At 33.1% G+C, this 16,436-nt stretch carries 16 protein-coding genes and 1 pseudogene; 13 read left to right on the top strand and 4 right to left on the bottom strand.

Annotated elements, in window-relative coordinates; translation table 11 throughout:
• The first annotated feature begins 131 nt into the window (after positions 1-131).
• Entirely contained in the window at positions 132-1,571 is a 1,440-nt protein-coding gene (locus JM172_RS19205) for a YcdB/YcdC domain-containing protein (protein WP_214483983.1), read from the top strand.
• A gap of 720 nt (positions 1,572-2,291) precedes the next feature.
• On the top strand, positions 2,292-2,588 hold the full coding sequence (locus JM172_RS19210) for an antibiotic biosynthesis monooxygenase family protein (protein ID WP_214483984.1): 297 nt from the start codon (positions 2,292-2,294) through the stop codon (positions 2,586-2,588).
• Positions 2,589-2,817: 229 nt separating this feature from the next.
• On the opposite strand, the gene JM172_RS19215 is transcribed toward JM172_RS19210, so the two are convergent.
• On the bottom strand, positions 2,818-3,396 hold the full coding sequence (locus tag JM172_RS19215; RefSeq protein WP_214483985.1) for a GNAT family N-acetyltransferase: 579 nt from the start codon (positions 3,394-3,396) through the stop codon (positions 2,818-2,820).
• 305 nt (positions 3,397-3,701) lie between these two features.
• A complete protein-coding gene (locus JM172_RS19220) occupies positions 3,702-4,520 on the bottom strand; it encodes a helix-turn-helix domain-containing protein (protein ID WP_214483986.1) in 819 nt (272 codons plus the stop codon).
• Positions 4,521-5,056: 536 nt separating this feature from the next.
• Here JM172_RS19220 and JM172_RS19225 point away from each other — a divergent pair.
• Genes JM172_RS19225 through JM172_RS19235 form a run of 3 tightly spaced genes read left to right on the top strand, consistent with a single transcriptional unit; the run spans position 5,057 to position 6,851 of the window.
• A complete protein-coding gene (locus JM172_RS19225) occupies positions 5,057-5,236 on the top strand; it encodes a DUF4083 family protein (protein WP_214483987.1) in 180 nt (59 codons plus the stop codon).
• Between the two features lie 58 nt (positions 5,237-5,294).
• Complete coding sequence (locus JM172_RS19230; RefSeq protein ID WP_214483988.1) at positions 5,295-5,699, top strand: (deoxy)nucleoside triphosphate pyrophosphohydrolase; 405 nt, start codon at positions 5,295-5,297, stop codon at positions 5,697-5,699.
• A gap of 51 nt (positions 5,700-5,750) precedes the next feature.
• Complete coding sequence (locus JM172_RS19235) at positions 5,751-6,851, top strand: phosphatidylglycerol lysyltransferase domain-containing protein (protein WP_214483989.1); 1,101 nt, start codon at positions 5,751-5,753, stop codon at positions 6,849-6,851.
• Between the two features lie 652 nt (positions 6,852-7,503).
• On the opposite strand, the gene JM172_RS19240 is transcribed toward JM172_RS19235, so the two are convergent.
• Positions 7,504-8,211, bottom strand: a complete 708-nt coding sequence (locus tag JM172_RS19240; RefSeq protein ID WP_214484003.1) for a metallophosphoesterase family protein — start codon at positions 8,209-8,211, stop codon at positions 7,504-7,506.
• Positions 8,212-8,647: 436 nt separating this feature from the next.
• Between JM172_RS19240 and desA the strand changes: the two genes are divergently transcribed.
• From desA to JM172_RS19270, 6 genes and pseudogenes are all read left to right on the top strand, one after another.
• A complete protein-coding gene (gene desA, locus JM172_RS19245) occupies positions 8,648-9,682 on the top strand; it encodes a Delta(5) desaturase DesA (protein ID WP_214483990.1) in 1,035 nt (344 codons plus the stop codon).
• Between the two features lie 323 nt (positions 9,683-10,005).
• Positions 10,006-10,485, top strand: a pseudogene (locus tag JM172_RS19250) (GerAB/ArcD/ProY family transporter); the annotation flags it as partial.
• Between the two features lie 77 nt (positions 10,486-10,562).
• Positions 10,563-11,102 carry a GNAT family N-acetyltransferase gene (locus JM172_RS19255; RefSeq protein WP_214483993.1) on the top strand — a complete coding sequence of 180 codons (540 nt, stop codon included), beginning with the start codon at positions 10,563-10,565 and terminating at the stop codon, positions 11,100-11,102.
• Between the two features lie 425 nt (positions 11,103-11,527).
• The gene (locus JM172_RS19260) at positions 11,528-11,797 is read left to right on the top strand and encodes a SemiSWEET transporter (RefSeq protein WP_214483994.1); all 270 of its coding nucleotides are present in this window, start codon (positions 11,528-11,530) and stop codon (positions 11,795-11,797) included.
• A gap of 103 nt (positions 11,798-11,900) precedes the next feature.
• The gene (locus tag JM172_RS19265; RefSeq protein WP_214484004.1) at positions 11,901-12,998 is read left to right on the top strand and encodes a threonine aldolase family protein; all 1,098 of its coding nucleotides are present in this window, start codon (positions 11,901-11,903) and stop codon (positions 12,996-12,998) included.
• A 254-nt stretch (positions 12,999-13,252) separates the two neighbouring features.
• Positions 13,253-14,461, top strand: coding sequence for an acyltransferase (locus JM172_RS19270; RefSeq protein ID WP_214483995.1), 1,209 nt, complete (start codon positions 13,253-13,255; stop codon positions 14,459-14,461).
• Positions 14,462-14,638: 177 nt separating this feature from the next.
• On the opposite strand, the gene JM172_RS25245 is transcribed toward JM172_RS19270, so the two are convergent.
• Positions 14,639-14,761: a hypothetical protein gene (locus tag JM172_RS25245; protein WP_284730481.1), complete on the bottom strand. Its 123-nt coding sequence runs from the start codon at positions 14,759-14,761 to the stop codon at positions 14,639-14,641.
• A gap of 738 nt (positions 14,762-15,499) precedes the next feature.
• Between JM172_RS25245 and JM172_RS19275 the strand changes: the two genes are divergently transcribed.
• Positions 15,500-15,946, top strand: a complete 447-nt coding sequence (locus JM172_RS19275) for a MarR family winged helix-turn-helix transcriptional regulator (RefSeq protein WP_214483996.1) — start codon at positions 15,500-15,502, stop codon at positions 15,944-15,946.
• A 24-nt stretch (positions 15,947-15,970) separates the two neighbouring features.
• On the top strand, positions 15,971-16,324 hold the full coding sequence (locus JM172_RS19280; protein WP_214483997.1) for a DoxX family protein: 354 nt from the start codon (positions 15,971-15,973) through the stop codon (positions 16,322-16,324).
• The last annotated feature ends 112 nt before the right edge of the window (positions 16,325-16,436 follow it).

The following is a 16,436-nucleotide window of genomic DNA, read 5'->3' on the forward strand; positions in this document are numbered from 1 at the left end:
AAAATCTATTTTGGGGATTAATAATAAAGTTATCTAGCAGCTTAACTATACAAATAATCAAGAATAATAAATGAAAATATCAAATAAGATAGATATAAAAAATACATGCTAGAATCTAGGAGGTATATAGTATGCTAAAAGAAGAGTTAAGGAAACGAGCCTTGTCGATAGTCGAAATTCCAGCTAATTTTCAACCTATCATAGAGGAGTATGCTGAGGGAGAGAATGGAGAAGGTCAGGCAATGTTTTCATGGGCGAATGAAAAAAGAGATAAAGGGGTTATTATAAATCTTGATTTGTCCGGTAATTTGACAAGTTTAACAATTGACATGGGTGCTGGTGGAAATTCCAATACGGTTCTTTCAGATGTAGATGAAAGAAAAGAACGAGCGGAGCAATTTTTACTTAGTCATTACCCTGACGCTTTAAATGATTTAACTTTCTCTGAAATGAGAAAGCTGGATCATGCATATCGCTTTAACTATGAACTGGTTGTCATGGACTTACCACTTAAGTCTACAGGCTGTATTATTGACGTAGACCATATGGGTAATATTGTGAAATTTTCTTATAAAGTTGCGAATCAGATACCCGAAATACCAACAACTTTGATTTCAAAAGAGAAACTAATTGAACATGTAAAAAATAAGCTGAATTTTCAGCAAACTATTACAAACCTATATACTATTAATCATAATGTAGCGGATGATGGACTAAGCCTTGTTTATGAACTAGAGCCATGTTCCATGAAGTTCAAAGCAGATGTATTGACCCCAACCTTGAGCATTATACCTGATGAAGATATTCCAGAAACCTACGTTCTACTGCCAGCTCCTTTAAATACAGCCACACAAAAAGATTTAGCTATTAAAGAGGTCATTGGAATACCAGATGAATTTGAAGTTATTAGGGAAGTAGATATGGGGGAAGAAATAGGCATTGTATGGCGGGACCGGAACTGGAAGATGGAGGAGCAGGACTTATCTTTTGAAGGCTTTTTGAAGAGACATACAGAAGATACAGTTAAAGCCTTCATATCAAAGAAAACAGGAAAAGTTAGAAGTTTTGTGTGGTTCAATGAACGAAGTGGCGATCTCAGACTTACTCGTGAAGAATGTTTGCAACATGCGACCCGTTTTCTTGAAGGGGTCATTCCAAATTATCATAAATATCTACAATTGGTTGCTCGAGAGAATGGGGAAGAGGTGAACGATACGAGAAAAAAAGAAACATTTTCTTTCCGTATTCATAATGGTAATGGCATACCAGTTCAGTTAGAAAAAGTAGTAGTTACAGTTAATTGTGAAACAGGACAAATTGATCATTATAGTGGGCCAAGCTTTGACATAGAACAATTGAGCCAAATCCCTGCAGAGCCTGCAATTTCAAAAGAAGAAGCGAGAGATATATTTTTCAATCATTTGGACTTTGAATTGGTTTGGAACAAAAATTATGGTGGTGAAACAGAATCCTACATTCTTGTCTACCAAGCATGTGATCGGTATTCCAGAACTCCCATTAAGTACATTGATGCTATGACTGGGGTCGTTATTTCAGCAAAAGAAAAATAGCATATGGTGCTAAAATCAATTCATTCCTTGAAAAATAGGCTGTTCAGAGTGATTACTAGTCTACTATTTGTAAGGAGTGTCATGAAAGTAAATTTTGTGAAAAAAGAAGTACTGATCAATCGAGACAGGCGAATCTGTATGATAAGCTTAATGATTTTAAAGAATGGTTACAAAGTAATAGAGGATCAGCGAAAGCTCAAGGTATTGAATGTGGCAATGAATTTTTATATGATGCAGTAAATAATGCAACTAAGACCATGGGTGACATTAGTAAAGAAATGAGACTACAAGTAGGAAGTTTATAAGTGTTTTCTGCCGAAAAACCGTTAGTTATTTCAAAAGTATAGTATACACTTAGTACCTGCAACCTTAAATCAAAATAGGAAGTTATAAGATTTAAATAAGATAAGGACATTAATACTAGCGTGAAAAAATAAAATTCAATTATCGGCTACCAGATTTAGATAGAGTTTAGAATTATAGTTATTAGTACAATGAATGTAGCAAGCAAAATAGCATTACCTTTGGAGTTATAAAGTTTAAAACTCTATTATGTATGAACATCAGATTATGTGTGGAAATATTGGACTACCGGTTTTAAATTCTGATTTATTTAACTTTTACAAAAGTCGATTATCATATTAAACCCCTCCTATTATGTTTTGTATTGAAAAAAAGAACTAGATAGATGTAACATTAGCAATAACAAGGAGGGGTTATATGATATTGGAAGCAGTTATGTTACAAGTTAGGAAAGGTATGGAGGAGGAGTATGAGGAGGCTTTTCGTCAGGCATCAGAAATCATTTCCTCAATGAAAGGGTACATTAATCACGAATTACAGCGTTGTATAGAAGTAGATGGAAAGTATCTACTATTAGTGAAATGGGAAACGTTAGAGGACCATACGGTTGGCTTTAGGCAATCAAAAGAGTACCAGGAATGGAAAAAGAAATTGCATCATTTCTATGATCCATTTCCAACAGTTGAGCATTTTAACAAAGTTCCTTTATCATAAATCTCTGCTCTAAAACATTTCACTACATATTAATTACTTAGTGGAGAATGCTCTAGAATAATTTTTTTACAATGTGTAATATCTTAGAGGTTTTGACAGGTATAGTTTATATGCTACATATGACCAGAAGCTACCGAAATTGACATTAATGAAATTTCACATCTAATGTATGTAAAATAGTACAATTAAGAAAGCAGCTTATTTACAAGCTGCTTTTAAGCTATCCGCACTATTGATATCTATCCACAGCCAAAAACTCCTCTTTCAATATAGAATACATTTTTAAATCTTGGTGTTTGCCTTTTGCGAGCATTCCTTTTCGAATGATGCCTTCAAAGGTCATGCCTAATTTTTGCATTACTCGTTCTGAACCGATGTTTTCTATGAAGCATCTCGCTTGAATACGGACTAAATCCATATGGTTAAAACCGAATGTTATAATTTCTTTTGCAGCTTCAGTTACTATGCCTTTTCCCCAATACGCTGGAGAAAGGACATAGCCAATCTCAGCTCGATTATGGTTTGGTTGCCATAAAATAAAATCTGCCGTTCCGATTAATTTACCGTCTTCCTTATATTCGATACCCCAGGGAGCTACATTTTTATTTTCATATTGGCATAGTGCAAAGTCTACAAATGCTTTAGTGTCAGATAATGCTTTATGTGCGTCCCAAGTCACGTATTTAGCTACTTCTTCATTAGAACCGTATGAATAAATGTCATCAACATCATCTAGTGTGATTTTTCTCAGAATAAGACGCTCTGTCTCTAATGTTGGTAAATCACCGTATATTTCTTCAATTTCCATAAGCTCACCTCCACATCATATGAAATATGATCTAATATTTTGTTTGCAGAATCACCAGAAAATTTAATAAACAATAATTTTTTTAGATTATATATTATATTACTTAAAGTGTCTATGGATTTTATAAATAACTATTAGCAGTGCTTCAGGTTGTTTACACTGCTAGTTGCTATTTATGAGTGGACATGTAGATATGCTAGGATAAATGTTTGGTTAGAAAACTATGAGAGGTTATAAAGATTAATTGACGAGGTACCGTAGGTGTTCTTTTTACTAAAAAGACATAATAAAAGAAACAGGGAGTCTTAAACAGCCTGTTTCTTTCCTTTGAGGAATAGGATAATTGTTATTATCCCCAAAACTCCAAGTGATAAAATGTCCCACGTGTCGATTATGGGTTCGTTTAAATTTTTCGCGATAATATTATTTATAAGAAAAGATACAGGTATGACTAATAGTACTGAAATTGATGCCATGTACCATTTGTTTGCTTTTGTAATTGAAAATAACAGAAATATTCCCCACATATAGGATATAGCAATCAATGCTACAGGAATTCCAAGAGGTAACATTAATTTAGTTCCACCGATGATATTACTTAAAATAACCAAAAACGGAATGATAAAAATGCTTAATGATAAAAGTGATATAAACACTTTATATCTTTTAAATTGAAAAAGGGGTATGATAATAAGCCACGCATATGGAATTGCCGTAATTGGATATAGCGACCATGTAAAAGTACCTGATATAGCAATATCGCAAATCATAGAAATAAATATACCTAGTAAACAAGCAATGGTAAAACCATATTTTGCAATTAATGTTATGGACTTTTTGTTAGTGGCAGTTACTTTATCTGCATTTTGCATTGTAGATTCGATAATCGTGTTTTCCTCAACAGAAGCTGCAACACTTCTTTTTCCATTCAGCAGTTCATTAGCAGTAACACCCAATATATCCGCTAGTGAGGATATTATTGATACATCTGGATATCCCAATCCTCGTTCCCATTTAGATACTGCCTTATCCGTTAAATTCAATTTTTCAGCTAATTGTTTTTGTGTCATATTTTTTGATTTACGTAGCTCATAAATGAAATTAGCCATGTTCCCATTGCTCATGTTTGACACCATCCTTTTTACATAAAATTTTACAGGTCAATATATATAAAAACACTCGACTATCGGTAGATTATGACCAAATAAACGATTCGTAGAGTAGTAAATGTAACTTAACGTAAAGGAAATACACGTATGTGATTTAATAGGATAATTTCTGCAAAAAAATTGATATAGTTCTTAAAAGCAATATTCTCCCTATCAAATAATAGTTTGTTATACTATTTAGAATCTTTAAATAATTTTACAATAAAATGAGTGGTTATGGTAAGGATTGTTATATTTTTTTTAAGGCTCATTGTAAATTTTGTTGACATTGTTACCAAATTAGAACTAGTAAAGTGATTTCATACCTGTGATATCACATTTCAGAAGCAAATAAAAACACCACTATAAAGAAACAGCATTTTTAAGAGGTGAAGGATTAGGAATTCTATAGTCTTTAGTAATGAACTTATTACTATTAGTAGAGAAATAACGTTATGATACTATATGGGTATGAGACATGATATATAAATGAAATTGTGGAGGTGATTTTTTTGAGTGATGTTAATTTAGGCGACTTAATATTTCAATTATTTACTTTTGGAAGTCTAATACTAGGTATCATTCTAATTGTGCTATTCATTCGTTCTATTTCAAAACGAAGAAATCAACTTGATAGTATAGAGAAGAAGGTAGATGCCATAAATGAACGTATAAATAAAAATAACGATTAACATAAATATACCAATTAATTACATTTGTACTTTGTTGTTAACAAATAGGGAGGAAGCGATGAAGAAGAACATTCATGTGGTTGGAGCTGTAATCATCAAAGATGAGAAAATTCTGTGTGCACAAAGAGGTAAAGGAAGAGTTTTACCCTTCAAATGGGAGTTTCCGGGTGGGAAAATAGAAGAAGGGGAATCACCTCAACAAGCATTGCAACGAGAAATTTATGAAGAATTGCAATGTGAGATAGAGGTAGGAGATCAAATTGAACTTACTGTGCATGAATATGATTTTGGCATTGTTCATTTAAGGACTTTTTATTGTAAGTTGGTTGAAGGGGAGCCAATTTTAACTGAGCATGTAATAATAAAATGGTTACAATGTGACGAGTTAGAGAATTTAGATTGGGCTCCAGCAGACCTTCCTACAATTGAAAAACTAACAAGTACAGCTTTGTTAGAATACTAACAACGGATTAGCACTTTTCTAGAATGTTTGTGCTTTAGGGGGTTACATACTTTGTCGGCAATCATTATTATTGCAATTATATTTTTCTATTTTTTTAGACCTAAAGAGATTCTTCCTACAAATCACACGATTGATTATGAACAGGTTGCTGAATTTTTGAAAAGCCATAACGAACATACTAATGCTCATTTAATATTTTTAAAGGATAAGAGCGTCTTCTGGGCACAAGACGGCAATGCACTCATTTCTTATAAAAAAATTATGAATAAATTAGTCGTTTTAGGTGACCCAATTGGAAAGAATGAATATATTAAAGATGCTCTTCTAGAATTTGAACAATTTGCTCATCGTTATGGATGTAAGCCTGTTTTTTACCAAATTAGTTGTAAATACTTATCTTTGTACGAATTTGAGAAGTATCAATTTGTAAAATTAGGGGAAGAAGCCGTAGTTGATCTTGTAGGTTATTCATTGGTAGGAAAAAAGGGTGCAAAGCTACGTTCAAGCAGGAATAAATTTCAACGACAAGGCTATAGTTTTACGGTAACTGCCCCACCATTCTCAAATGACTTTCTTGCAGAATTAGAAAGTGTCTCAAATTCATGGCTTGGAGATCGTAAGGAAAAAGGCTTTTCTGTAGGGTTTTATAGTAATAAATATGTTTCTCACTTTCCTGTAGCGACTATAAGAGATGAAGATGAGCGAGTAATTGCTTTTGCTACTTTAGCTTCTACTAACAGTGAAGAAAAGCATGGTATTATAATCGATTTAATGCGTTATTACCCAACTTGTCCGAACGGGACGATGGATGTATTATTTACATCGATATTTTACTGGGGGCACGAGCAAGGTTATCAATCTTGTAGTCTAGGAATGTCACCACTTGCTAATGTAGGGAATACAAAGGATGTAAAAACTATTGAAAAAATATCGAAGCTAGTTTTCAATTCTAATAAGTTTTCCTATCGATTTAAAGGTTTAATGGAATTTAAAGCGAAATTCACACATACATGGAACGGGAAATATTTAGCATATAAAAAAACATTCTTACCAATCGTGATCATTCAACTTATATTGTTAATTCGTACAAATAAGATAGAGAAAGAATTGCCCTATGCAAGTAACAAATTAGGCAGAAGGATTGTAGGGTAAAAAGCTTGTTTTTCTAAGGCTGTTTTCGCATTGATTGTTACTTTTCGTTCAAAGATATAGGCACGTATACATCTAGCGTTCGTGGATCTTTTCTACTTAGAAATTATTGAGCTCTCATAAAAATCGTAATATAGTCCATTTTAATAAAAATAGCAACAAAGCTTACGAAAAGAGCCTATTAAAGGTCGTCATCGTAATAGTTGTTGCTATTCGTTCTAAGTTATAAGCACGAAAATCTATAGCGTTCGTGGCATCTTTTCTACTTATACAATTATTGAGCTCTCATAAAAATCGTAATATAATCCATTTTTCAAAAAAATAGTAACAAAGTTAACGAAAAGAGTCCTTTCTAATACCGAAAGCCTTCTCAAGTGAGTTTGTTGTACTTGGCAGAAAAATTTTAGTATCGTGTCCAATTTTAGTGAGTATATGCTGTGATATTTCAAAAAAATGAGGGTTTGTTAAAATAAAAGCCTAAATTCTCGTTATTAACATGAGAGTTTAGGTCGGATTTTTTACCTATATATGTAATGGCGGGAATACTTTTGTTTTACTAGATTTTACTTTTGTTTTAGCGAAAACTGGGTTAATGATAGTAGTGCATTATAATATACTCATCATAATATACAAAAATAGGAAGTTGTAAAATTCACTATTCAACATATAAAACGTTCATGCTAGGTAGTTCTAAACAATTAAGTCTGCGACCGTAAGCGCATCCACCATCAATTCCGATAATGTTATTTATGCCAAAAAAAACATCAGGACGCTTATGTAAATAGTTTGTAGGTGTGTGTCCGAAGATTACGGTTTTGTCCCCTGTATAGCCATGATGAAATTCTTCTCGAATCCACACTAATGTGTATGGATCTGTATCATGTATAGGTGTTTCGGGATGAACTCCAGCATGTACAAAAATATAGTCTTCAGTTTCATAATAATAGGGAAGGTCCTTTAAAAACTCAATGTGTGGGTGAATTTCATCATTGATTGCTATAGGATCTGGGAATTCATCTGTTGCATACCAATATTTAGCATCATCTCTTTTGATCTCATAACCATAATTTTGAAGCGTCTTAATACCTCCGTTGTAATACCATCTTTTTAGGTTCATTGGATCATCTTGGTTAGCAAATGCATCTATCATCATCTTGTCATGGTTACCAAGTAAAGCAATGGCACCGTCATTCTTTAATTGAATAATTTTATCAATGACTGCTCTTGAATGTGGACCTCTATCGACATAATCTCCTAATAAAAGTAATTGATCTTGATCTTTATTATATTTAACTAATGTTAAAAGTCTCTCAAACTTTTCTATATCTCCATGAATATCACTTACAGCAAGCATGCGCTTCAATTTAGTCACGTCCTGTCTCTATCCTTTTAGCTGTTTTCACATTGATTGTTGTTTTTCGTTTAACGATTAACTACGTACACAACCCCAATTATGTGGCGTTTTTCCCTTATAATAAGTTAGCTGTTACGTAAAACGATAGTTATTTCTTTTGCATATAGGAACAATAGCAACAAAGTTTTCAAAAGTAGGATTTCTTTTTCACTGCCCATGTATATTTTACCATATTTTTCATCTTAACGTCTGTTGAAAATGGAGGAGCTACATTCTTTAATACAATAATGTGATGGGGGTAGGTAGCCCAATGCTTAATATCACTGGGTTACTGACCTCCTATATGACATTTATCATAGTTTGTATATGATACCTGCTACTAACATTATTTTTTCATTGCTCTATAATAAAAATTATCTACATTACGGAAGGGAATTCGACGGATATGACCTTACAAAAGAGCATGAAAAATTTGAAAAAACAAGTTTCTCCTTTTGAGAAGTCGACTAGAGCAAAAAGTGTGTGGCAGATAATAAATACAATTGGACCATTTCTTATCTTATGGTACCTCGCATATATAAGTCTTTCAGTATCTTATTTGTTAGCACTCGTTCCTATTGTGCTAGCTGCAGGATTTTTAGTAAGGGTTTTCATTATTTTCCATGATTGTACACATCATTCGTTTTTTAAAAATCGTCGTGTCAATCGCTTGCTTGGAACTATTACAGGAGTCATATCGTTATTTCCGTTTGATAAATGGGGGCATGAGCATTCCGTTCATCATGCTACAAGTGGTAATTTAGATAAACGTGGGACAGGAGATATATGGACTCTTACGGTAGATGAATATGTAGCAGCACCATTTAGAACTCGTTTAGCTTATCGTCTATTCAGAAATCCGGTTGTTATGTTTATATTAGGTCCAATTTACGTTTTTCTGTTGACAAATAGATTTAACCGCAAAGGCGCAAGAAAGAAAGAGCGCATGAATACTTATTTAACAAATTTACTTATCGTTGCTATTATAGGAATATTATGCTGGACAATTGGATGGCAATCATTTCTAATCATACATGGTTCCATTTTCATGATCTCAGGTTCAGCAGGCATTTGGCTCTTTTATGTACAACATACATTTGAACAATCGTATTTTGAAAAAGATCAAGAATGGGAATATGTACTTGCAGCAGTAGAAGGCAGCTCGTTTTACAAACTTCCAAAAGTTTTACAATTCCTTACTGGTAATATTGGCTACCATCACGTTCACCATTTAAGTCCAAGAGTACCAAACTATGAATTAGAGAAGGCACACAACAATACTAAGCCTTTAGAAAATGTACCAACAATAACAATGGCGAAAAGTTTACAGTCTTTAAAGTATCGTTTATGGGATGAACAAGGCAAGGATTTTGTTACTTTCAAAGAAGCAAAACAGTTAATGAAAAAAAGCATGGCTGTTCAAGTAAAACCTGAACATTAAGTCTAGCCGGTCTAAATGTAAAAGCATGTTAAAAAACGTTGAAATTCAGTAATGGCTCTTTTCTAAACTTTGTTGCCACGGTTTCTAAAATACATGAAATGATGTCCCAAAACTTGGCTTTATACGTGTTTATTTATTGTACGGAAAGCAACATTTAATGCGAAACAGTCATAGTAATAAATGTAGCACTCAACAAGCGCTCGGAAATTTTTCCGAGCGCTTTTCTTTTTTAAGGCTCTTTTGTTAACATTGTTGTACAAAAGAAAAGATGCCAACAACTCTAGTTATATACGTGTTTACTTCCTAATACGAAAAACAACCCATTACAGGCTAAAAGAAGTATGGTTTTGGGGGCTGTTGTTGGTGGAGGGACATTGGTTGTTGTTACACTTTTTTGTATTTTAATTATGGGAGTTGATAGCACTACACGTAATATTTATCCGACCTATGCTCTTGTTAAAAAAATTACGATCGGTGAATTTATTAATCGAATTGAAGTTGTAGTAGCTGGTGTATGGTTTTTTACCATTTTTATCAAACTTTCGCTTTGTTTCTATTTTATCGTTGCTTCAATCGTCCAAATCTTTGGTTTGAAAAATTACAAACCACTAACTTTCCCCATTGGTATCATCCTCATTTTCCTTGCAACTTTGCTAGTGCCGAATATGGCATATTTAGTCGTTTTTGATGCAACTACATGGATCCCAATTGCTATAATTGTTGGATTGTTCATCCCTCTCATCATTTATGTTGTGCATAAAATAAAAGAAATGAATAAGCGCTATAAAATATTGAACAGGTAGTGTAGACGTTGTATAAAAAGGAATTACCACTAAAACAACGAATTATTACATAAGTTCTTTTGGTGGAGGAGATCTAGGTGTTATTTCAAAACAACAAGTTAAAAGTTCGTCAACTAGAATTAAAAGATAATATATTATTAGCTAAATGGCTTTCTAACCCTATCGTTCTCAAATATTATGAAGGCAGAGATAACCCATTTAATGTTGAAAAAGTAAATATGGAGTTTTATAACAGACTGAACGGTGTAACAGGTTGTATCGTTGAGTATGAAGGAGTTGAGATTGGCTACATACAATTTTATGAATTAGATGATGCAACAAGAAAAGCTTACGATTATGTAGAAATTCGTGAACGTATTTACGGTATCGATCAGTTTATTGGAGAAGTAGAATATTGGAATAAAGGTATTGGTACGCTTCTCGTACGGTCTATGGTGAAGTTTTTATGTGAAAAAAAGCAAGCAGATAGAGTAGTAATGGATCCTCAAACGTGGAATGACAGAGCCATTCGCTGTTATGAAAAGTGTGGTTTTAACAAAGTGAAAATGTTACCTAAACATGAATTCCATGAAGGCGAGCATCGAGACTGCTGGCTAATTGAATATAAGCATGATTAATATTAGTAGGCTCTTTTCATTAACTGTAGTGCTATTTTTAGTAAAGGCTCATTTCATAGACTCTGTTGCTATTGTTATCGAATGAGTACCATAAAAAGTGGTTTTACATGTCAATCATCGTTGTACAGAAGAAAAGATGAATGCTAGAGTATGTGTGTTTATATCTAATGAGGAAATACCACAATCAATGTGAAAACAGCCTATTATTAAGGGACTTTTATGTGTTTTCAGTGTCATTATAATGACTCAATTAAAAACAGCGAAGGGTAGTTAAATAAGATTGTCATCTTATAGATGGAAGTGAAGATGTTTCAAAATCTAAAGGTGGGGGTTTTTGTAGCATCTGGGAGAAAAAGAGTATAACATGTTAGACGAATAATATGGCAATAGAATTTAATAAATGCGATCGCAAACGGAGGAATGACATGTCTATTACTTATCTAGGTATTTTAGCAGGTATATTAACGAGTTGTGCATTTATTCCACAGGCTATTAAAGTATTGGTAACAAATAGAACACAAGATATATCAATTTTAATGTACAGCTCTTTTACTTTGGGAGTGTTTATTTGGGCAATATATGGTTTCATCATAGGAGATTTAGCAATTATATTAACAAACATTGTCACGTTCATTCCAGCTGTACTCATTTTAGTACTTACGGTTAAGAATAACCGTAAGAAAACTAGCAATTAATTGTAAATAATAGTGCGGTTATTTTTTATCCCAAGATGATTTTGCTGAGTAGCAGCAAAGTTTACGAAAAAAGCCAAAAAAAATAAAGATGGGAGCAGTTGTAATGAGTGAAATGAACCCTTTACTGGAAGCTTATAACGAAACAACATATCAAATAGCAGGTCATAGCAAAAGAGATATCCGAGTTTTAAAGGAATCTTTTAAAGATATTGCCGAAGGGCTTGAGAGTGATATTTATGGTAAGGGTAAAATAATTGAAAATTTCGAAGTGAAAATGGCAAAGTTTTTAGGGAAAGAATCAGCTGTGTTTTTTCCAAGTGGAACGATGGCACAGCAGATCGCATTAAGAATATGGTGTGATCATAAAGGGCTAAAAAAAGTTGGTTATCATCCATTATGTCATTTAGAAATTCATGAAGAGGATGGGTTGAAAGAATTACACCATATTGAACCAGTGTTATTAGCGGATAAAGATAGACTCATTACTTTGGAGGATATTGTAAGTATTGATGAGGATGTGGCTTGCGTATTATTAGAGCTACCTCAACGTGAGATTGGGGGGCAATTGCCAGATTATAAAACACTAAAATCTATTTCTCTATACTGTAGAGATAAGGGGATTAAGCTACATTTGGACGGAGCTAGATTATTTGAAATTCTTCCGTACTACGAGAAGACTGCAGCTGAAGTTTGTAGCCTTTTTGATAGTGTTTATGTGTCTCTTTATAAAGGGATTGGTGGGATTGCTGGAGCGATTCTTGCTGGTGATAACAAATTTACTGATGATTCGAAAGTCTGGAAAAGACGTCACGGTGGTGACTTAATTAGCTTATATCCTTATATCATTAGTGCTGATTATTATTTTAATGAACGGATACATAGAATGGGAGAGTATTTTGATGCCACAAAGAAGCTTGCAGGAATGATTAATGAATGCGACTTTATATCAACTAGACCACTCAATCCGGTTTCTAATATGTTCCATGTGCATGTTGATGCGCCAAAAGATGTAATTATACCAATACTAGTCTCAATATATCGTGAGACGCAAGTTGGATTAACGAGCTATGTAAAAGAGTCACTAAACAATACATGTTATTTCGAGGTAAGCATTGGAGATAGGTATAACAATATACCAGAAGAGAAGGTGGAAAAAGCATTTCGGATGCTTGATGAACAAAGTCAGACTGTACAAGGTTAGAATTAGTAATTGTCTAGTGAGGGAAGACTCACTAGTCATTTACTTAATGCAGGTTATTTAGTTGTGGCTGATGAACGCTTTCGGGATGCTTACATCTATTGAATGCCGGAAAAAAGTTAGGATGTAAACGCTTCATTCTACAATTGTTTTAAATATCCAATAAATTGTTAAGACTTATGAGCAAATCTATATATAAAAATAATAGGTAGGAGGTATATACTAGAAGCATAGATTTCTAGGAGTGAGTGATTAACATGTCTCAGATTATAAATCACCAACGAAAAGCTTCAGAAGTAAATATTATAAAAAGTTTAGCTTTCTTAGCTGTCGTTTTCCAAAGTTCTTTGATCTTTGCTGTAGATCAAGGAAATATTTCACCAGAAGAGACAGTGATGATTGGTATGTTATTTAACTTCGTAAAATTTTCTGCACCTGTCTTTATTTTCGTAACTGGATTTCACTTAATATATCATCATAAACAGCAAGTGAAGTATGCATCTTACATTACTCAAAAGTGGTCTGAGTTAATAGTGCCATATTTATTTTGGTCGGCTATATATGTGATTTTATTCACAAACTTTACTAGTACTTCAACTCTTACATTAAGTGAAATGATAAAATCGATATTTACAGGGTCAGCTGCTCCGCATTTATGGTATGTAGTGATGGTGTTTCAATTTCACCTAGTATTTCCGCTGCTCTTTGTGATATTTCAATGGCTGGATAAGAAATTCACATCTGCTAAGCTCATTGCTTATACGGTTGGTTGCGTAGCTGTAAGTTATTTATTGCTTATGTGGTTGTCATCTCGATTTATATTTAATGGTAATTTGTTAACAGACGTGGCGTGGTTAAAGTATACAGACAGAAGTTTGTTATTCTATTCTTTTTATTTCTTCCTAGGTGGATTAGTTGCATTAAAACTGACCGCATGGAGAAAATTTGTTTCAAAATATGTAGCATTAAACACTTTTATTTTTTTAGGTTTATTTATTGTAGTAGGTTATGAATTAGTAGCATTTAATGGTGTTACACAAATAGATTTACAAGCATCAACATATTTAAAGCCATCTATGTTTTTGTATGTCGTTTCTGAAATTATTTTATTATATGGATTGTCTATGATCATTGTTCAAACGAGAACATTTTTATACAAATTGTTAGCATTTATAGGAAAGTTTACGTATGGTTCGTATTTAGCTCATTTGTTTTTCCTTCAACTAGTCGTTACATTTATTGAGAATAATCATATTACAGGCCATTATATTTCTTTAAGTATAGCAATTTTTATTATAACAACAGTTTTATCTATAGGATTTTCTTTTATCTTTAGTCACTTGCCATTTGCAACGTCAATTATCGGACCATTTGAAAAGGTGAATTGGAGTTTGCCCGCATTAATTGGTCAGCTATTACCGAAAGAAAAAGCTGTTTATAGTAAAAGTCTTAAAGGGCGAGACTAGGGGAGAATGCTATTTATTTCATTAATCCTTTAATCGGGTTTTATCTAATCAATAAAAAAAAGGGGGGCTCGCATAGAGCTACCCCCAACCTCGATATATTTTCACTTTCTGATTTTTTTTCTATATACATTTAAGACTAACAGAATCGGATGCAATTTCCCTGTGTTGCACAATTAGCTATCTACCCCTTCCTTTAATTCGAAATTCCAATGCAAACCATTCTGCAAAACGCTCTCTTTCTTCATAGTTCTTTTTCTTAAAATCATGTGATATATTTTCAACGTGGTGTCCTGTCTCCATGGAACAATACACCTTTAAAGTGGCTGTTTTCGAATTAGTTGTTGCTTTTCGTAACACTAAAGACGAATTTAACAAACGTTCGTGGCATCATTTCTTCGCTAAAGACAAAAAAATTATATCAAACAACCTCAGTTTCTCAAATGTAAGTGAAAAAACAACAAAGTTTACGAAAAGAGCCTTTAAATAAAGGTTAGTAAATTTTTGTTCACTCCAAGCACCATTTCTTAATTTGTTAGAAAACGCTCGAATTTTAGGCATAAAAAATTCCCTATATTATCATAATCATTTATAAGGGTCTTTTATCTAGGCAGTTTTCGCATTGATTGTTGCTTTTCGTTCAAAGGTATAGTCACGTATACACCCAGCGTTCGTGGCATCTTTTCTACTTATACAATTAGTGAGCTCTCATAAAGCTCGTCATACTGTCGAATCTTAGTGAAAATAGCAACAAAGTTTACGAAAAGAGCCTTTATTTAAAATATAATTTTAAGTAATTTAAGGATATGTTTTCATGTTGTTAAATTAATGTTAACAGACAGGAAAATTTTTAGCTCAAGTTTTGTTGACAAATATTTATCCTAATGTTAGGATAAAAATATCCTTAAGTTAGGATAAATAATTATAGGATAACTTATACATGATTTAACTCGTTATAAAGAGAAAGCAATAAAGGAGTCACATATTCACGTTGTTCTTGTGTTGATTAATTTATCCCAATGATAAAAGGAGATGAAAATCATGTTTCAAGGAGATGATCAAAGTGAGCTTGATCTAAGGTTGTTTCGCGTTTGGATGAAATCCTTTAATACTGTCTTCAAAAACATTAGCTTAGATATAGACAGTTACGGAATTAGTCATGAACAATTTATGATTCTTGAGCTTCTGTATAGTAAAGGTCCACATCCTGTTCAAAAGATTAGCGAAACTTTTTCTATTCCAAGTGGGAGTATCACATATGTTGTAGATAAGCTTGAAAAGAAAGACATGGTCAAAAGAGAACCAATTCCTTCAGATAGAAGAGCGTTCAATGTTACGCTAACAGAAAAAGGAAAGGAATTATTTGATACGATATTTCCGAAACACGTTGAAACAATTTCTCAAAATCTATCGTTTGTTACGAACGATGAGAAACAACAATTAATTGAATTATTAAAGAAAATTGGTTTCGGTGCACAAAAATTATAAAAAACAAAGGGAGAGTGTAAATATATGAAATGGGTTACTCGTATTATTCAAGGATTACTTGCAGTTGCATTTATTTTATCAGGTGTAATGAAATTTGTAGGTGGTACAGAACAACTTGAAATGATGGCAGGGGGATTCGGATATGCTGTTGGGTTTATGTACTTTATAGCCGCTTGTGAAATCTTAGGAGGGATTGGGCTAATTGTTGGATACTGGAAATCAACAATTGCATTACTTGCTTCAACAGGATTAGTCATTCTTATGGGAGGGGCTGTATTTTCACACTTAAATGCGGGCCAAGGTATGGGCGCAGCAATGCCTTCTTTAGTTCTCTTTATTTTAGGATTAGTTGTACTTATCGGTAAGGTGAAAAAATAAATACAATAGAAGAGGCTGGGACATAACTAGCCTCAAAAAATAAAAAAGGTGAATTTGAGTGAGCTCAAATTCACCTTTTTTCTATTTAGAGTGGTAGGGCCTCTATTACCTT

The organism is Bacillus sp. SM2101 (genome assembly GCF_018588585.1).
Lineage (GTDB): Bacteria > Bacillota > Bacilli > Bacillales > SM2101 > Nanhaiella > Nanhaiella sioensis.